This window comes from Deinococcus wulumuqiensis R12 (genome assembly GCF_011067105.1).
In the GTDB taxonomy this organism is placed as follows: Bacteria; Deinococcota; Deinococci; order Deinococcales; family Deinococcaceae; genus Deinococcus; species Deinococcus wulumuqiensis.
Map to the genome: position 1 here is coordinate 1370315 of NZ_CP049357.1, position 18234 is coordinate 1388548.

The window sequence follows — 18234 nt, forward strand, 5'->3', positions numbered from 1 at the left end:
CTTATCTGCTAGGGTCATGTCATGAAACGCGCTCTCCTCTCCCTCCTGACCCTGACCCTCGCCGCCAGTGCCCAGGCGCAACAGGCCAAAGAACTGCGGCTGGGCATCTTTCCCAACGTGACCCACGCGGCGGGGCTGGTGGGCGTCAACAAGGGACTGATTCAGAAGGAACTCGGCAGCGGCGTCAAGCTGGTGGTCAAGGAATTCGCCAACGGGTCGCAGGTGAACGAAGCGTTCGCGGCGGGCGCGATTGACGCGGCGTATGTCGGTCCTGGCCCGGCCATGAACGCGTTTATGCGCGGCGTGCCGATTCAGGTCTACGCGGGCGCGGCCAACGCGGGCGCGGTGCTCGTGGGGCGCAAGGACAGCGGAATTCGCAACGTCAAGGGCCTCGCCGGGAAAAAGGTCGCCGTGCCCACGCGCGGCTCGACCCAGGACATCAGTCTGCGCCACCTGCTGCACGAAAACGGCCTGAAAGCCAGTGACGAGGGCGGCAACGTGACCATCGTGCCGATTGACCCGGCCAACATGCCCGCCGCATTTGCCGGGAAACAGGTGGACGCCGCGCTGGTGCAGGAACCCTGGGGCGCCGTGATGGAGGGCCAGGGGGCCAAACTCATCGTGAACGAAAAAGGCATCTGGGAAGGCGGCAACTACACCTCCACCGTGCTGGTCGTGAACACCAAGTACGCCGCCGCCAACCCGGAAAACGTCAAAGACCTGCTGCGTGGGCACCTCGCCGCCATCAACCTGATCAAAAAGAGCAATGCCGGGGCGCAAAAGGCCATTTCCGACCAGATTTACGCCTTCACGGGCAAGCGGCCCAACTCGGCTGAACTGTTCAAGGCGCTGGCCCGCACCAAGGTCACCTGGGACATCAACCTCAAAACGCTGGCCGAGTACGCGCAGCTCAACAAGGAAGCCGGATTTGCCCGCGCCGTGCCCGACCTCAACAAGTTCGTGAACCTGAACGTGGTGAAGTCGCTGGCGAAGTAAGCAAGTCAGCTCTCTGTCAATCACGCTTTCCTACAATGGAAGCGTGATTTTTCCTGCCCTCATGAGGCTGACGTGCTAGCCCGCGCCCGCAGCGTGGCCCTGATTGGTGTAGACGCGGTGCCAGTCGAGGTCGAGGTGGACGTGTCGCCGGGTTTGCCCGCCTTTACCGTCGTCGGCCTTCCCGACCAGGCGGTGAGCGAGGCGCGGGAACGGGTACGGGCCGCCATTCGCAATTCGGGCCTGCCCTTTCCGGCGGCGCGAATCACGGTCAATCTCGCCCCCGCCGACCTACGAAAAGAAGGGCCGCTGTACGACCTGCCGATTGCGCTGGGGCTGCTCGCCGCGCAGGAGATGCTGCCGCGCGAGGCACTGGAAGAAACGATTGTGGCGGGTGAACTGGCGCTGGACGGCAGCTTGCGGCCTATTGCGGGGGCTATAAATCTGTCGCTGCTGGCGGCGGCGCACGACCTCGAAGCCCTGCTGCCCGAAGCCAATGCCCAGGAAGCCGCGCTGATAGAGGGCGCGAGCGTATACGGCGCGGCGACCCTGCAAGAAGCGGTGCTGCACCTCAGCGGGCAAAAGCGCCTGCCCCAGACCGAGGCAGCCCCACCAGCCGACGACCCCACACTGTTTCCCGACCTGGGCGACCTGAAGGGGCAAACGGCGGCGCGGCGGGCGCTGGAAGTGGCGCTGGCGGGCGGTCACAACCTGTTGATGGTCGGTAGTCCCGGCAGCGGCAAAACCATGCTGGCGCGGCGGGCGCCGGGGCTACTGCCGCCCCTGACCCGCACGGAGGCGCTGGAAGTCACGCGTATTCACTCGGCGGCAGGATTGCTGACCAGCCGGGGGAGTTTCAGCCGATTCGCGCCGTTCAGAGCGCCCCATCACACCGTTTCGGACGCAGGACTCATCGGCGGGGGCAGCATGCCCAAGCCGGGGGAAGTGTCGCTGGCGCATCGGGGACTCCTCTTCCTCGACGAATTCCCCGAATTTTCGCGCAAGGCTCTGGAAACGCTGCGGCAACCGCTGGAAGACGGCCGGGTGGTGATTTCCCGCGCCCGTGCCACAGTGGAATATCCGGCCCGTTTCCAACTCATTTCTGCGATGAATCCGTGTCCCTGTGGGCATTTCGGTGACCCTGAAAAGCCCTGTACCTGCACGCCCAACGAGCGCACCCGTTACGCGGCAAGGCTGAGCGGCCCGCTGCTTGACCGTATAGACCTGATTGTCAAAGTGCCCAGGTTGACGGTGGACGAACTCACCCGCGCTCCGGAACCGGAGAAGTCTGAACCCGTTCGGCAGCGCATCGCGGCGGCGCGGGAGCGGATGCACGCCCGCCAGGGCAGCCGCAACAGCGACCTGACGGGCGCGGCCCTGCGAGAACACGCGGCGCTGGCGGCTGGCCCGCTCGCCTTCGCTCAGGCAGCGGCGCGGCAACTCGGCCTGACCGGGCGGGGTTATGACCGGGTGGTGCGGGTGGCCCGCACGGTGGCCGACCTCGCGGGAAGTGACGACATTCGGGAAGCGCATCTGGCCGAGGCGGTGACGTATAGGCCGAGGGAGTTGGTGTAGAGGGTCGATGGTTGATGGTTCCGCTGCGCTGATGGTTGATGGAGAAAGCGAGGCTGCTGCGGAGGTGAGAGGCGTTTTGATGCTTCCATTTTCGGCGTCTGGAACGACAAAAAAGCGGCTGTCGGGGAGCCTCAAGAACGCCTGTAAAAACCCCCCTCCGGACAGGAAGGGGGCGGGTGGCGCAAACTTTACAGCAGTCCACTCCGGCGCAGCAGCGCGTCGGCGTCGGGGTCGCGGCCCATGAAATCGCGGTAGAGCTGGGCGGGGTCGTCGCTGTTGCCCCGGGCGAGCACGCTGTCCACGAAGGCGCGGCCCGTTTCGCGGTTGAAGATGCCTTCGTTGGCGAACCGGGAAAAGGCGTCGGCGTCGAGGACTTCGGCCCACTTGTAGGAGTAGTACCCGGCCCCGTAACCCACCGGCGAGCTGAACAGGTGACCGAAGCTGGCGACCTGCGCGTAATTCCCCGGCAGTTCCGTGGGGTAGAAGCGGGCCATCACCTCGCGGGCCACCGCCACCGGGTCCTCTGCGCCGTTCGGGTCGAACTCGACATGCAGCGTCAGGTCGGTCAGGCCGAAGGAGTACTGGCGCATGGCCGTGTTCGCAGCGCGGTAGTTCTGGGCCTTGACGAGCTTCTGGAAGAGGTCTTCGGGCAGCTTTTCGCCGGTCTGGTAGTGCTTGGCGAACAGGTCGAGGGCTTCTCGCTCCATCACCCAGTTTTCCATGATCTGGGAAGGCAGCTCCACGAAGTCCCAGGGCACGTTGGTGCCGGAGAGCGATTTGACCGGCACGCGGCTCATGGCGTGGTGCAGCAGGTGCCCGAACTCGTGGAAGACCGTTTCGACCTCGCGGATACTCAGCAGGCTGGGCGTGTCGCCACTCGGGGGCGTCATGTTGCCGCACATCAGGCCAAGGTGGGGGTCCACGCCACCCTCACGCGGCCCGCCCGTGATGAAGGCGTTCATCCACGCGCCGCCGCGCTTGGTGTCGCGCGGGAACCAGTCAGTGTAGAAGGAAGCGAGGTGCTGCCCCTGCTCGTCGTGAATCTCGTAGAACTTGACTTCACTGTGCCAGCCGGGAGCCTGCGCCTCGGTCACGGTGATGCCGAACACCCGGCGGCAAATCTCGAACAGGCCCGAGAGCACGCTGTCCATCTCGAAGTAGGGCCGCAGGGCTTCCTCGTCGAAGTCGTACTTGTCCTGGCGCTGCTTTTCGGCCCAGTAAGCGATGTCCCAGGGCGCCAGCGCGGGCGCGTCCGCTCCGGCTTTTTCACGGTAGTAGGTCTCCAGCTCGGCGTTTTCACGCTCGAAGGCGGGGCGGGTTTTGGTTTCGAGGTCGCGCTCGAACTTCAGCGCCGTGTCGCCCGACTTCGCCATGCGGTCTTCGAGCACGTAGTCGGCAAAGTTCCTGAAGCCCAGGATTTCGGCCTGTTCGCGGCGCAGTTTCAGAATCTCACGGATGAGGGGGCGGTTGTCGCGGCCTTCCTGCTGGCCCAGTTGTCCGCTCGCTTCCCACAGTTCGCGGCGCAGTTCGCGGTCGTCGGCGTAGGTCAGGACGGGTTGCAGGGTGGGTGCGTGCAGCGTCAGGCGGTGGCCGTCTTTCCCTTTCTCCTCGGCGGCCTTACGGGTGGCGTCCACCACGCGCTGCGGCACTCCCTTCAGGCGCTCAGTGGGCACGTACAGCTCATAGGCGGCGGTGGCGTCGAGCACGTTCTTGGCGAACTGGTTGGTCGTCTGGGCCAGCTTCGTGTTGACCTCCAGCAGCCGCGCCTTCTGGTCCTCGGGCAGGTCGGCCCCGCCCCGGCGGAACTCGTCGGTGGTCAGCTTGAGGTGCCGGGCGCGGACGGGGTCGAGGCTCCTTGCCGCGTCGGTCTCACCAAACGCCTTGAGCGCCGCCCACAGGCCCGGGTGCAGGCTGAGTTCGGTGTAGAACTGCGTGGTTTTGGGAATGATGGCCTCGACGGCGGCCTTCCACTCGTCGCTGCTCATCACGCTGTTGAGGTGGTGGACGATGGTGCCGACGGTGCCGAGCTGCTCGGTCAGCACGTCGAGGTCGTGCATGAAGTTCTCGAAATCACGTTCACCGGAACGGGCCAGCGTCTCCACCCGCTCGCGGGCGGCGCTCAGCAGTTCGTCCACGGCGCTTTCGGCGTGTTCGGGGCGAATCTGGTCGAAGGGAATGCGAAAGCCGACGTTCAGCAGCGGGTTGCTGCTCTGGGCAACAGATTGTGTCATCACCCGCGAGTATAGGCCGCTGTCCTCAGCCCGCCGTAAGCCAAGTGGCGGATGCCCGCACCCCTGACCTACGCTTTGCTGACGCATGGAGCCGCCTCCCTTTCCCGCTGGCCTGACCCTGACGCCCACCAAGCCCGCCGACAATCCGGTGGTGGCCGACCTGATGACGCGTGCCCACCCCGACTGGGCCAGAACCGCCGCCGACCTCGACCGCTTCGACGAAATGCGGCTGGCAGGCGAAGTCTTTGAGCGGGTGCTGGCGCGGCGCGGCGGCGAACCTGTCGGGATGGCCGAAGTCAGCCGGCCACGTATGGACGGGCACCCCGGCTGGCTGAATCTGGAAGTGGTGACGCTGGAACGCCCCCTGTTCGGGCCGCTGCTGGCCTGGGCCGAAGCCACCGCCGCGCAGCATCAGGCCCGGACCCTCGTGACCCGTGTCAAGGAAAACTGGTGGGAAAGGGAGGCGTTCGGGGCGGCGGGCTACGCCGAACATGACCGCATGTGGACCAGCGTGCTGGACCTGACCACGCTGGCCTTTGGCACCTTCGCCCCCCAGGAAGCCAGAGCGAGGGCCTCGGGCGTGACGCTGCACCCGCTTTCCGAACTGGGCGACTACGACGAAGCGCAGCAACGCAAGCTCTACGACCTGATTGCCGCCCTGCTGCGCGACGTGCCGAGCGCCTCGCCCGTCGCTGTGCTGCCTTTTCGGGACTGGCAGTTTCGCTTCGGCCATATCAAGCACCCCGAGGGACTGTGGCTGGCGGTGGCCCCGAACGGCGAGTGGGTGGGCGTGAACGAACTTCACCTGCCGGTCAGCAGTCAGCCGCACATGCTTCAGAACGGGCTGACGGGGGTGCTTCCGGCCTGGCGCGGCCAAGGGATTGCCTACGCGCTCAAGCTCGCCGCCGCCCGCGCCGCGCTGGAACGCGGGTTTACCCACGCCCGAACCGGCAACCACAGCGTCAACCGGCCCATGCTCGCCATCAACGCGGCGCTGGGCTTCGTGCGGGAGCAAGCGACGCTGACCCTGCGGCGCGAAGTGTGATACGGATTCCGATTGAATCCAGCAGATTTCTGGATTCAATCCGACTGAAAGGAGTAGGAAAAGATACGGATTTCGCGATATGGATGCACAGGCGGTGTAGTTCCGACTGTGCAGGAATTTAGCGGAATCCGTATGACTACCAGAAAAAGGTTAAGAGCAACCGGATTGTAACCCTCCCCCGGTGGGTGGTAGGCAGCCGACCTGCCCCGGCCTACACTGATGGGCAGCCTGTGGAGGCGACCTTGCAACCCCCTGTTCCCGAAACCCTGAAAGTCTCTGCCGATTCGCGTCCCAACTCGGTGGCCGGTGCCATCGCCGCGCTGCTGCGCAGTCAGGGGCGGGTGGAGGTCCAGGCCATCGGCCCGGCGGCGGTCAACCAGGCGGTCAAGGCGCTCGCCATCGCCCGGGGCTACCTCACCGAGGACGGCCTCGACCTCAGCGCCCAGCCTTCCTTCGTCAAGCTCGAAGTCGAGCAGGAGGAGCGCACCGCCATGAGATTCGGCGTGTACGCCTACCGCCTCGCAGACGTGCAGTAACGGGTGACGTAATACGGATTCCGCTTAATTCCTGCACAGTCGGGAAAGCGCCGCCTGTGCATCCATATCGCGGAATCCGTATTTTTTCCTACTCGCATCCGCTCTGCTGCGCAGCTTTGCAAGTCGGATTGAATCTGAAACTACCAGATTCAATCGGAATCCGTATAAGGGGTGCCCGGAGGCGGCTTAAGCTGCGGCCTCCGGGCATCCTGCCGCCAACGGTCAGGCGCTTTCCCAGTCCAGAATCACCTTGCCGCTTTGCCCGCTCAGCATGGCGTCGAAGCCCTTCTGAAAGTCCGCGATGCCGTAATGGTGGGTAATGACGGGGGTGAGGTCCAGGCCCGACTGAATCAGGGCGGCCATCTTGTACCAGGTTTCGAACATCTCGCGGCCATAGATGCCCTTGATGGTCAGCATCTTGAAGATGACGGCGTTCCAGTCGATCTTCACGTCGCCCGACGGAATGCCCAGCAGCGCGACCTTACCGCCGTTGTTCATCACGCCGACCATCTGCGCGAAGGCGGGGCCGGAGCCGCTCATTTCCAGGCCCACGTCGAAGCCCTCGTGCATGCCGAGTTCCTCCGTCGCCACCGTCCAGAGGTCCTCGCGCGAGACGTTGACGGCGCGGGTCACGCCCATCTTGCGGGCGAGGTCGAGGCGGTAGTCGTTGACGTCGGTAATCACCACGTTGCGGGCGCCCACATGCCGGGCGACGGCGGCGGCCATGCAGCCAATCGGCCCGGCCCCGGTAATCAGCACGTCCTCGCCCACCAGATCGAAGCTCAGCGCCGTGTGGACCGCGTTGCCAAAAGGGTCGAAAATGGCGGCGATGTCGTCGGGAATGTCGTCGGGCAGCTTGAAGGCGTTGAACGCGGGCAACACCAGATACTCGGCAAACGAACCGGGGCGATTGACCCCCACCCCCAGCGTGTTGCGGCACAGGTGGCGGCGCCCGGCGCGGCAGTTGCGGCAGTGCCCGCAGGTGACGTGGCCCTCTCCGCTCACCCGGTCCCCGATGGCAAAGCCGCGCACTTCCGACCCCATGCCCGCCACCACGCCCACGTACTCGTGGCCGACCACCATCGGCACCGGCACCGTCTTGCTGGCCCAGTCGTCCCATTTATAGATATGCACGTCGGTCCCGCAGATGCTGCCTTTGCGTACCCGGATGAGCAGGTCGTTGGGGCCGGGGGTGGGCACCTCGGTTTCGACCAGCCAGATGCCCTCGGCGGGGCGCTGCTTGCTCAGGGCACGCATGCGGGTGGGGGCCGTTTCAGGAGAGGGAAAGGTCACGACTCCACGTTGTACGCTGCCCAACTGCCGTCTGCAAGCACTCCGGAGTCCGGACCGGATGGACACCCAGGCAGCCTTGCCCGGCCCAGCCGCAAACGTGGGACTTGAACACTTCCATAAGCTGCCCCGCGCCCACGCTCTCTGCCGAACGTTTAGGCTGAGCGCATGATCAAGTACCGCAAGCAAAACGCCCTGGAACCCGAGAAGGACGCCGAAATCAGCCTCAACCTGACCCCGCTGATGTTTTTTGCGGTGGGCTACGTCGCCATGAAGGCGCTGCTCGGCAGCGTGCGCAAGCTCGGCTGAAGCCCTTTGCAGCCCAGCTTGCTGGCGGCCCGTTTCCTACCGAAGCGGGCCGCGCTTCATGGCTCTGTCTCGCGGCAGGCGGGTGCGCTAAGGTGTGCTTCATGACGAATCCTCCCCAGCAGCCCCAGCAGTTCAAGAGCGTCCAGAGCAACCGCTTTGTGGTGCCCGGCTGGACCGGCCTGGTGCCCGGCAAGCCCGACACCATCGAGATTCAGTTCGATGTGGACGCGGGCGACCTGAAGCGCGAGCACGGCTGCCTGCTGATCGAGTACTGGGCCACCCCCAACGACCTGACCCTTCAGAGCGTGCTGCCGATTCGCGCCTTCAACACCGCCAAGGAAGAGGGCGCCGGCTGGTGCGTGTTCGTTCCCGCGCAGGGCCGCGTGCTGGTGCGCGCACTCGACCCCCAGCCCAACCCCCCGGTCCTGGCGAGCCACTGGATCAACGTGGACCCCGAAACGCTGCCCGGCACCACCGTCAACGTCAACGTCAACTTCCCCGACAACCAGCCCACCACCAGCCAGAACCTCCAACTCAACAACTGATTCCGGTCCAGTGGAACACCGACCGCCCCAGCCGTGGGCGGTTTTTTATTGTGTGGCGGCCCCCAGCAGGGTCTCCAGCCCGCGCCGGGTCGCGGCCAGCGCCTCCCCGATGCGCCAGGACGCCCGGTCACGTGGCCCCACCGGGTTGCTGACCCCGCGCAGTTCCAGGGCAGGCACCCCGGCGAGCAGCGCGGCGTGGGCGACCCCGGCCCCTTCCATGCCCTCGGTCAGTGCTCCGGGAAAGCGGGTTTCCCAGGCGGCGGCCTCGGCAGTGCTGGCGCTCACGGTGGACAGGGTGAGCAGGGGACCGAGGGCGGCGCCCGCACGCTGGGCGAGGTCGGCGGCTCCGTCCCAGGCCGCAAAGTGCCCGAAGTGGGAGGTGTCCGGGCACACGCTCAGGCCCAGGTGCTCCAGCCCCAGCCAGCGTTCACCGTCCTGCGTGCCCAGGTCGGCGTGAATCATCCGGCTGGACACGGCGAGGTCGCCCGGCGCCAGGCCGCTGCCCGGATACGCCCCGGCGATTCCGGCGCTCACGGCGAGGTCGTAGGCCCCGCTCCGCAGCGCCGCCGCCGTCGCCAGGGCCGCCGCGACGGGTCCCACCCCGCTGACCACCACCCGCGCAGGCAGGTCGCGCAGGCGCTCCGCCTCGGCAGCGGTGGCGACGACAATGAGCACGCGGCCCGGCAGGGCACTGGGCAGGGGGAAGCCGGAAGACATGGGCGCAGGGTGGCACGCCGGGAACGGGTTGCCAAGCGCCGGGGCGCTTTCGCCTTTCGCGCCCGCTGACAGCGGTTAGACTCTGGGGTGATGTCGCTGCCTCTCGTCTATCTGGTCATCACCGCTCTGGCCGCCCTGCTGCTGCTCGTCCTGCTGGTGCGCGGGGGGCTGGCGCGGCCCATGACGGTGTGGGGCCTGACCGCGCTGCTGCCGCTGCTCGTCGCCCTGAGCGTGGCCCTGGGCAGTCAGGCGCGGGCCGAGGTGACCCTGAAGACCTACCGCCCCCAGAGCGCGGCGGTGGTCATCACCACCGGGGGCCAGGAGTACGACGCGGTCCTGACCGCCGGGCAAGCCGCCTGCCTCGAACGCTCCCGGCGGCTGCGCACCGACGCCGACCTCGTTCTGGGAGAAGGACGCGACCCCATTCCCCTGCGCTCCGGCTTCAAGGTCACCGGCGAACTGCCCACCCAGGCCCAGGTGGAAGCCCTGAGCGTGCGCGGCCAGCTCGCCTGCCCCGAGTTCCGGCACGTGGAGCAGACGAAGTAATACGGATTCCGCTTAATTCCTGCACAGTCGGGAAAGCGCCGCCTGTGCATCCATATCGCGGAATCCGTATTTTTTCCTACTCCTTTCAGTCGGATTGAATCCAGAAATCTGCTGGATTCAATCGGAATCCGTATAATACGGGGCTGAATTCTTCTCCGGAGATGGCAGAAGGGGGATGTCAGACAAGCGCCGACATCTCCTGCACTTCATTTCGTCCCGTCTCTTCTTCGACTCCCCCCCGCTCGGAAAACAGTTCGGTTGCCCAAGCTGTTTTCGAGGCGACCCCTATTCCCCCAGATACCGCCGCAGCTCGTCCAGCGAGTGCCCGGTGCCGATGACCACCAGCTTGTCGTGGGGCCGCAGCTCGTCCTCGGCGCGGGGGGTGACTTCGACCTTGCCGCCCCGGCTCACCGCGATGACCTGCACCCCGAAGCGGCCCGTGAGGTTGAGTTCGCGCAGGGTGCCGCGCAGCCGCTCGTTGGCCTCGATTTCCACGATGGCGTGGTCGCCGCCGAGGTCCAGCGTGTCCACGATGTTGGGGGTGGCGATCTGCCGGGCGAGGCGCACGCCCATGTCGTGTTCGGGCCGGATGACCAGATCGGCCCCGATGCGCTCCAGCACGCGCCGGGCCATTTCGTCGATGGCTTTGGTGACGACGTAGGGCGCCCCCAGGCTCTTGGCGTTCATGGTCGCCAGGATGTTGGCCTGCACGTCCGAACCGATGGCGACGACCACCACGTCGAAATCGCCCACGCCGATGGAGCGCAGCGCCCGTTCCTCGGTGGCGTCCACGATGGCGGCGTGGGTGACGAGGTTCATCACCCGTTCCACGTTTTCCTCGGTGTGGTCGATGGCGACGACCTCGTGCCCCATCTCGTACAGGGTCGTGGCGACGGCGGTGCCGAAGCGTCCCAGGCCGATCACCAGGCATTGTTTGGTTTTCATGGCTGACCTTCTTTCACCCCACCAGAATGTCATGCTCGGGCGGGTACTTCACCCAGCGGCTGCGGGTGGGGCGCAGATTGAACGCGACGGCGAACGTCAGCGGCCCGATGCGCCCCAGGTACATCAGCGCGGTCAGGATGAGCAGCCCGGCGTCGTTGAGCTTGTGGGTGGTGTTCATGCTCAGGCCGACGGTGGCCGCCGCGCTCACGGTCTCGAACAGCAGGTGCGTGAAGCCCAGGTCCGGGTTGGTGGCGAGCATGGCGAAAAAGGCCGTCGCCACCAGCAGGGTATAGAGCGTGGTGATGGCCCCGGCCCGCACCAGATTTTCGTTCAGGACCCGGCGCTGAAACAGGATCAGTTCGCCGCGCCCGCGCACCATGTTCCACGCGCTGCCGACCAGAATGGCGAAGGTGGAGGTCTTGATGCCGCCCCCGGTGGAGCCGCTGCCCGCGCCGATGTACATGAGAGCGATCAGGGTAAAGAGGCTGGCGGTGTGCAGCGCCTCGATATTCACGGTGGAAAACCCCGCCGAGCGCGGCGTCATGCTCTGGAAAAAGGCGGCGAGCAGCTTGCCGGGAGCGCTCAGGTCTGCCAGTGTGCGCGGGTTGTGCCACTCCAGCGCGAGCAGCACCAGTGTTCCCAGCACAAGCAGCGCGGCGGTGGTGAGCAGCGTCAGTTTGGAGTACACCAGCAGCCGACTGCGCCGCCGGTCGCGCAGATGCGCCACCACGTTGAGCTGCACCAGAAACCCCAGCCCGCCCAGAATCGCCAGCCCCGCCAGGGTCAGGCACACCAGCGGGTCCTGCGCGTAGGGCGCCAGCCCCCCGGAGAGCACCACGAAGCCGCCGTTGTTGTAGGCGCTGACCGAATGGAACACCGACTGGTACAGCCCCTCGCTCCAGCCGAACTGCGGCACGAAGCGCAGGGCGAGCAGCGCGGCGCCGATAGCCTCGGTGACGAAGGTGTAGAGCAGAATGGTGCGCACCAGCCCCAGCACGCTGCCCACGTCCAGCGCGTTGAGCTGCGCGACGAGGTGCTGGCGCTCGGTGAAGTTCAGCCGCCGCCCGGTCACGAAGGCGAACACCGTGCCGAAGGTCAGGATGCCCAGCCCGCCCACCTGCACCAGCAGCAGAATCAGCAGCTGCCCGAAGCGGGTAAACGCCTCGCCGGTGTCGGCCACCGTCAGCCCGGTGATGCAGATGGCGGAGGTGGCGGTAAACAGCAGGTCGGTGCTGCTCAGTGCCGCGCCGGGCCGCTGAACGCCGGGCAGGTGCAGCAGCCCCGCGCCGATGAGGATGCCCGCCGCGTAGACCAGCGCGAGCAGTTGCGGCGGGGTCAACCGCGAGCGCCGCCGGGGACCACTGCTCAGCAGCGCGGCGTCCCTGGTCACGCCCCCATCGCCCCGCTCGCCATCAGCCGATCAGGATATCGCGGGCTGCCGGATACCGGACCAGCGCCTTTTCGGGGGACGGGCGGCTGAACGCCACCGCGAAGGTGAGCGGCCCGATGCGCCCCAAGAACATCAGGAAAATCAGGACGATTTCCTGGGGGGTGTTGAGCAGCGGCGTGGCGTTCATGCTCAGCCCCACCGTGCCGAAAGCACTGACCGTCTCGAAGAACAGTTGCAAAAAGAGCACGTCCCTGTTGGTGTTGAGCAGCAGCAGCGCCATGAATCCCAGCGTGACCAGCGCCATACTCAGCAGGCCCACCGTCATCGCCCGCAGGACCGTCTCGGTGTCGATGCGGCGGCCAAAGAGCGTGGTGTCGCGCCGCCCGCGCACCATGCTCCAGGCCGAAGCGACGATCACGTAAAAGGTGTTGGTCTTGATGCCGCCGCCGGTGGAGCCGGGGTTGGCCCCGATGAACATCCACACGACGGTCATGAACAGCGCCGGAAAGCCCATCAGCCCGTAGTCGAGGGTGTTGAAGCCCGCCGTGCGCGGCGTTACCCCCTGAAACCACGACGCGAGCAGCTTGCCGTGCAGCGGCAGGGCGCCGAGCGTCTTGGGGTTGTTCCACTCGGTCAGCGCGAAAAAGACCGTGCCCACCCCCAGCAGCAGCGCCATCATCGTCAGCGAAAGCCGGGTGTTGGTGCTCAGGCGATTGCGGCGGCGGTCGCGCAGCCACGCCAGCACGTTGAGCTGCACCAGAAACCCCAGACCGCCGAGGATAATCAGGCCGGTGACCACCAGATTGACCAGCGGGTCGGACACGAAATTCATCAGGCTGTTGGGATAGAGGCTGAAGCCCGCGTTGTTGAATGAACTGACCGCGTGAAAGATGGAGTAGTAGATGCCGCGCCCCACCCCCTCACGCGGGATAAAGGCGGGCAGCAGCAGCAGCGCCCCGACGGCCTCGATGAGCAGCGAGGACAGCACGATGGCCCGCACCAGCGAGGTCGCCCCGCCGAGCGTGGTCGCACTCACCTGCTGCTGCGCGTTGATGCGCCCGCTCACGCCCAGCCGCCGCCGCAGCGCCAGCGCGAAGAGGGTCCCCAGCGTGATGAGCCCCAGGCCGCCCACCTGAATCAGCACCAGCATGACCACTTCCCCGAACAGGTTGAAGGTGCTGCCGGGGTCTACCACCGCCAGCCCGGTGACACACACGGCACTCGTCGCCATGAACAGCGCCTGAACGAACGTGATGGACTTGCCCGGTTCGTGCGCCAGCGGCGACCACAGCAGCAGCGCCCCGATCAGGATGGCGGCGGCGAAGGTCAGCGCGATCAGTTGCGGGGGACGCAGCCGCGAGGACCACGAGCGGCGCAGCCCCGGCGGGCGCCCGCTGCCCGGCGCGGTCTTGTCAGCACTCAGGAGGGCCAGATTACGCGGGGCAGGGCCAGGAGGGGTCATAAGACGGGGCGGATTGTAGCACCGCGCCGCGCGAGTCACCGGCCAGCGGGGGGTCAGGTCAGGCTATAGTGCTCTGCTATGCCGCGCCCCCGTTCCAACAGCAACCCCGCCTATGCCCGCCGCCCGTCTGCCGGGAAAACTGGCAAGGGCCGCCCCAAGGGGGACCACCGCGCCCGGCAGCCTGCCCACGAGTACGAGCTGGAGGCGCTGCCGGGGCTGGAGGAGGTGGCGGCCACCGAACTGGCCGGGGTGCCGCTCGCCCGTGACATCCGGGGCCTGCGCTTCTGGTACCCCGGCAGCCCCGAGCGGCTGACCCGGCTCAGGGCGGCGGTGGCGGCCTACCGCATCCAGTCCTGGGACGTGCCGCGCCCACGTGGTCTGCTGGGGCACCAGCAACTCGGTGAACTGGTCGGCTACGTGCGCGAGGTGGTCGAGGTCGGCGGGCACCGCTCCTTCCGAATCGGCGCGGCGGGCAAGGAGTCGCCCACCATGCAGCGCCTCGCCGAGGAACTGAGCGCGGCCCTGGGGCTGCCCCACGACCCGGAGGAGGGCGAACTGCTGCTGCGGCTGCGCCCCTCTGCAAGCGGGCAGGGCTGGGACGTGCTGGCCCGGATTACGCCCCGGCCCCTCTCGGCGCGGGCGTGGCGCGAGTGCAACATGGGCGGCGGCCTGAACGCCACCATCGCCTACGCCATGCACAAACTGGCCGGGCAGCGCGACGAGGACCGCATCTTCAACCCCATGAGTGGCAGCGGCACCCTCCTCATCGAGCGGGCGCTGCTCGGTCCTTACGCCGCAATGGTCGGCGTGGACATCAGCGAGGGCGCGGTGGCCTGCGCCCGCACCAACCTGCGGGCAGCGGGCAAGGAAGTGGAAGTGGCGCAGGTGGACGCGCTGCACACCGGCCTGCCCGCCCGCTCCTTCGACCTGGTCATCACCGACCTGCCCTGGGGCGACGCCATCGGCTCCCACCAGAGCAACGAAACGCTGTACCCGGCCTTCCTGAAGGAAATGCACCGCCTGACCAGCCGCCGGGGAAGGCTGTGCCTGCTCACCCACGAACTGCGGCTGTTCGAGCGCGTGATGCGCGAGCAGGACGACTGGGAAGCCAAGGAACTGTTTCAGGTCTACAGCGGCGGGCACCACCCCAAGGCTTATTTGCTGCACAAGCGCGGCTGAACCGACAAGCAGAAGAAGCGCACCCCTGGCCGAGTGCGCTTTTTTCAGTTCTGTTCTCGAAGTCGTTGACCACAGTTTAGTCGCCGTCCGTGACAAACCTATGACAGCTCGACCACGTGAGGCGGGGCGTTTGTCTCACGGTGTTCACATCGGGCCAGGGGGCCACGCTGCGGGACTCAGCGTTTCCACCTCGGCCCGTCCTTGGTGTCCTCGACGGTGATTCCGGCTCTGGTCAGGGTGTCGCGCAGTTCGTCGGCCTCGGCGTACTGCTTTTGCAGGCGGTAGTTCTGGCGGGCCTTGAGCACCAGTTCCATCAGGGCGTCCACCACGGGCGCGTCGTCCTGCGCGGGGGCCGCGCCGCTCCCTTCGGCAAACAGGCCCAGCACGTCGCCGCCCAGGGTGCGGTAGGCGGCCTGCGCCCGTTCCAGCGTGTCGCGCCCCACCGGGCCAGCGTTCAGGGCGGTGTTGACCTCCGCAGTCAGGCCGAACAGCGCCGCCACCGCTTTGGGCGTGTTGAAGTCGTCGCGCATGGCGTCCTCGAATTCCTGCACGCGGGCGGCGATTTTGGCGTCCAGCGCAGCGTCTGAGCCAGCCGGGGCGTCTTTCAGGCGCCGCTCCACCTCATGCAGCGTTTCGCTCAGTCGGCGGTAGCCCCCCTGCGCACTGGCGAAGGCTTCCTCGTTCATCTCGGTCACGCTGCGGTAGTGGCTCGACACCAGCAGAAAGCGCACCACCATCGGCTCGTGTTTTTGGAGGATGTCCTGAATGGTCGTGAAGTTGCCCTTGCTCTTGGACATCTTCTCGCCGCCGATGGTCAGCATGTTGTTGTGCATCCAGTAGCGGGCGAAGTGGTGGCCCGCCGCTTCCGCCTGCGCGATTTCGGCTTCGTGGTGGGGAAATTGCAGGTCCAGGCCGCCGCCGTGAATGTCGAAACCTTCGCCGAGGTACTTCAGGCTCATGGCCGAGCATTCGATGTGCCAGCCGGGAAAGCCCACGCTCCAGGGCGAGTCCCAGCGCATCAGGTGTTCCGGCTCGGCCTTTTTCCACAGCGCGAAGTCGCGGGGGTCGCGCTTTTCCTCGCGCACGGCCTCGCGCACGCCCTCCTCCTGGTCGTCCAGCTTGCGGCCCGAGAGCTTGCCGTAGTCGGGCCAGCTGCGCACGTCGAAGTAGACGCTGCCCGCCGATTCGTAGGCGTGGCCGCGTGCGATGAGTTCCTCGATCAGCTTGATCTGCTCCTGAATGTGCCCGGTGGCGCGGGGGTTGATGGAGGGGCGCAGCACGTTCAGGGCGTCCATGTCCTTGAAAAACGACCAGAAGTACTTGTCGGCCACTTCCATCGGTTCGAGCTGCTCCAGCCGGGCGCGGGCCTGCAACTTGTCTTCGCCCTCGTCGGCGTCGCCCAGCAGGTGACCCACGTCGGTGATGTTGGCGACGTAGCGCACCCGGTAGCCGAAGTGCATCAGGGCGCGGCGAATCACGTCGAACGCCACTTCTTTCTTGGCGTGGCCCAGGTGCGCGTCCGAGTACACGGTGGGGCCGCACAGGTACATGCCGACGTGACCGGGCGTACTCGGCACGAACGGCACCTTCCGGCGCTGCATGGTGTCGTAGAGGTGGATATTGGGGTCGGGCTGCTGGGTCATGGAGTCCTCGTTCGGGAAACGAAAAAACCGCGCCTCTGTCCACAAGGGGAAAGGGGCGCGGCAGGGCAAAAGTGCTGCTTACCGCGTCAGGGGGCAACACAGGGCGAACATGGGGGAAAGATAGCAGATGCCAGCGGGCCGCACCCGGCGCGTGCAGGAACCGACTGGGGGAGAACGGCTGCCCCTTCTACTGCCCCCGTGACCTTCAGCGTGGTCCGGCACAACCGCCCGACAAAGCGGCCTGGCCTGCAACTTTATGCGCCTGCGCGGGGTGGTGCATACATCCCGAAATCCCTAGCATGAAAGGCCAATGCCCGCGGGCGGCAAACGCTCTGCCCGTTTCTCCCCCACTCCGCCGCAAAGGAGCACCTGACCATGACCCACCCCACAGTCAACCAGCCCACGACCCAGCAGGACTACATCAACCTCGAAGACCGCTACGGCGCCCACAACTACCATCCCCTCCCCGTCGTTCTGGCGCGCGGCCAGGGCGCGAAGGTCTGGGACACCGACGGCAAGGAATATCTCGATTTTCTTTCGGCCTACTCCGCCGTCAACCAGGGCCACTGCCACCCCAAAATCGTGGGGGCGATGGTCGAGCAGGCCCAGACGCTGACGCTGACCAGCCGCGCCTTTTACAACGACAAGCTCGGACCCTATGAGGAGTTCGTGACCCGCTACTTCGGCTTCGACAAGGTGTTGCCCATGAACACGGGCGCTGAGGCCGTCGAAACCGCGCTCAAGCTGGCCCGCAAGTACGCCTACGAAGTCAAAGGGATTCCCGAAAACGAAGCCCTGATTATCGTCTGCGAGAACAACTTTCACGGGCGCACGACTACCATCATCTCCTTTTCCAACGACGAGAACGCCCGCCGCTCTTTCGGCCCCTACACCGGCGGCTTCCTGCGGATTCCCTACGACGACCTCGGGGCGCTCGAAGCCGCGCTCAACGCCCACGCGGGCCGGGTGGCGGGCTTCCTGGTCGAGCCGATTCAGGGCGAGGCGGGCGTGTATGTCCCCCAGGAGGGCTACCTCAGCGGCGCCAAGGCCCTGTGTGAGCAGCACGGCGCCCTGTTCATCGCCGACGAGGTGCAGACCGGGATTGCCCGCACCGGAAAGCGGCTGGCGGTGGACCATGAAAACGTCAAGCCCGACATCCTGATTCTGGGCAAGGCGCTCTCGGGCGGGGCCTACCCCGTCAGCGCGGTGCTGGCCGACGACGCCGTGATGAACGTGATTCGGCCCGGTCAGCACGGCTCCACTTTTGGCGGCAACCCGGTGGCGGGCGCGGTGGCAGTGGCCGCGCTGACGGTGGCCGAGGATGAGGGACTGGCCGAACGCGCCGAAGCCCTGGGCCAGAAGTTCCGCAGCGCCCTGAGCGAGTACGTCGCGCAGAGCCGGGTCGCCAAGCTGGTGCGCGGCAAGGGCCTGCTCAACGCGGTGGTCATCAACGACCACGAGGACAGCGACACGGCCTGGAACATCTGCCTGAAGATGGCCGAGCGCGGCCTGCTCGCCAAGCCCACGCACGGCAACATCATCCGCTTCGCGCCCCCGCTGGTCATCAGCGAAGCCGACCTGGAACGCGGCATCCGCATCATCACCGACACCCTGCGCGAGTTCGAGGGCCAGGGCGAAGAAGTCACACTGGAGGAAATCAACCACCCGCAGCGCGTCGAGCAGGTGTAATACGGATTCCGCTTAATTCCTGCACAGTCGGGCCTATACAGTTGGGAAGGCGCCGCCTGTGCATCCATATCGCAGAATCCGTATTTTTTCCTACTCGCATCCGCTCTGCTGAGCAGCTTTGCAAGTCGGATTGAATCTG

The 18234-nt window shown here is 66.3% G+C and carries 16 protein-coding genes; 9 read left to right on the forward strand and 7 right to left on the reverse strand.

From position 1 onward, the window contains the following. Positions 1-21 precede the first annotated feature (21 nt). Both G6R31_RS06715 and G6R31_RS06720 read left to right on the forward strand, forming a co-directional pair. Positions 22-996 carry an ABC transporter substrate-binding protein gene (locus tag G6R31_RS06715; protein ID WP_017869557.1) on the forward strand — a complete coding sequence of 325 codons (975 nt, stop codon included), beginning with the start codon at positions 22-24 and terminating at the stop codon, positions 994-996. Between the two features lie 72 nt (positions 997-1068). Next, positions 1069-2568: a YifB family Mg chelatase-like AAA ATPase gene (locus G6R31_RS06720; RefSeq protein WP_017869558.1), complete on the forward strand. Its 1500-nt coding sequence runs from the start codon at positions 1069-1071 to the stop codon at positions 2566-2568. A gap of 188 nt (positions 2569-2756) precedes the next feature. Here G6R31_RS06720 and G6R31_RS06725 read toward each other — a convergent pair whose 3' ends face one another. After that, a complete protein-coding gene (locus G6R31_RS06725) occupies positions 2757-4799 on the reverse strand; it encodes a M3 family metallopeptidase (protein WP_017869559.1) in 2043 nt (680 codons plus the stop codon). Between the two features lie 85 nt (positions 4800-4884). Here G6R31_RS06725 and G6R31_RS06730 point away from each other — a divergent pair, with 85 nt between their 5' ends. After that, positions 4885-5844 (forward strand): GNAT family N-acetyltransferase, encoded by a 960-nt coding sequence (locus tag G6R31_RS06730; protein WP_017869560.1) that lies wholly within the window; start codon positions 4885-4887, stop codon positions 5842-5844. A 230-nt stretch (positions 5845-6074) separates the two neighbouring features. Next, positions 6075-6380 (forward strand): stage V sporulation protein S, encoded by a 306-nt coding sequence (locus tag G6R31_RS06735; RefSeq protein WP_017869561.1) that lies wholly within the window; start codon positions 6075-6077, stop codon positions 6378-6380. A 222-nt stretch (positions 6381-6602) separates the two neighbouring features. Here the strand turns inward: G6R31_RS06735 and tdh are convergent, their stop codons facing one another. Then, the gene (tdh, locus tag G6R31_RS06740; protein WP_017869562.1) at positions 6603-7637 is read right to left on the reverse strand and encodes an L-threonine 3-dehydrogenase; all 1035 of its coding nucleotides are present in this window, start codon (positions 7635-7637) and stop codon (positions 6603-6605) included. A gap of 201 nt (positions 7638-7838) precedes the next feature. On the opposite strand from tdh, the gene G6R31_RS06745 reads away from it, so the two are divergent. Beyond that, positions 7839-7979, forward strand: coding sequence for a hypothetical protein (locus tag G6R31_RS06745; protein ID WP_017869563.1), 141 nt, complete (start codon positions 7839-7841; stop codon positions 7977-7979). A 101-nt stretch (positions 7980-8080) separates the two neighbouring features. Next, the gene (locus G6R31_RS06750) at positions 8081-8524 is read left to right on the forward strand and encodes a hypothetical protein (RefSeq protein ID WP_017869564.1); all 444 of its coding nucleotides are present in this window, start codon (positions 8081-8083) and stop codon (positions 8522-8524) included. Positions 8525-8569: 45 nt separating this feature from the next. Here G6R31_RS06750 and mqnB read toward each other — a convergent pair whose 3' ends face one another. Further along, positions 8570-9241 carry a futalosine hydrolase gene (gene mqnB, locus G6R31_RS06755; RefSeq protein WP_017869565.1) on the reverse strand — a complete coding sequence of 224 codons (672 nt, stop codon included), beginning with the start codon at positions 9239-9241 and terminating at the stop codon, positions 8570-8572. Positions 9242-9331: 90 nt separating this feature from the next. Between mqnB and G6R31_RS06760 the strand changes: the two genes are divergently transcribed. After that, positions 9332-9787, forward strand: a complete 456-nt coding sequence (locus G6R31_RS06760; protein ID WP_017869566.1) for a hypothetical protein — start codon at positions 9332-9334, stop codon at positions 9785-9787. Positions 9788-10072: 285 nt separating this feature from the next. Here G6R31_RS06760 and G6R31_RS06765 read toward each other — a convergent pair whose 3' ends face one another. Genes G6R31_RS06765 through G6R31_RS06775 form a run of 3 tightly spaced genes read right to left on the reverse strand, consistent with a single transcriptional unit; the run spans position 10073 to position 13584 of the window. Beyond that, positions 10073-10732, reverse strand: a complete 660-nt coding sequence (locus G6R31_RS06765) for a potassium channel family protein (protein WP_017869567.1) — start codon at positions 10730-10732, stop codon at positions 10073-10075. 13 nt (positions 10733-10745) lie between these two features. Continuing rightward, the gene (locus G6R31_RS06770) at positions 10746-12122 is read right to left on the reverse strand and encodes a TrkH family potassium uptake protein (RefSeq protein WP_017869568.1); all 1377 of its coding nucleotides are present in this window, start codon (positions 12120-12122) and stop codon (positions 10746-10748) included. Between the two features lie 22 nt (positions 12123-12144). Continuing rightward, positions 12145-13584, reverse strand: a complete 1440-nt coding sequence (locus tag G6R31_RS06775) for a TrkH family potassium uptake protein (protein WP_017869569.1) — start codon at positions 13582-13584, stop codon at positions 12145-12147. A 78-nt stretch (positions 13585-13662) separates the two neighbouring features. Here G6R31_RS06775 and G6R31_RS06780 point away from each other — a divergent pair, with 78 nt between their 5' ends. Next, complete coding sequence (locus G6R31_RS06780) at positions 13663-14763, forward strand: methyltransferase domain-containing protein (protein ID WP_017869570.1); 1101 nt, start codon at positions 13663-13665, stop codon at positions 14761-14763. Between the two features lie 176 nt (positions 14764-14939). On the opposite strand, the gene cysS is transcribed toward G6R31_RS06780, so the two are convergent. Further along, on the reverse strand, positions 14940-16406 hold the full coding sequence (gene cysS, locus G6R31_RS06785) for a cysteine--tRNA ligase (protein WP_025567629.1): 1467 nt from the start codon (positions 16404-16406) through the stop codon (positions 14940-14942). 375 nt (positions 16407-16781) lie between these two features. On the opposite strand from cysS, the gene rocD reads away from it, so the two are divergent. Next, on the forward strand, positions 16782-18095 hold the full coding sequence (rocD, locus tag G6R31_RS06790; RefSeq protein WP_017869573.1) for an ornithine--oxo-acid transaminase: 1314 nt from the start codon (positions 16782-16784) through the stop codon (positions 18093-18095). Positions 18096-18234: the final 139 nt, after the last annotated feature.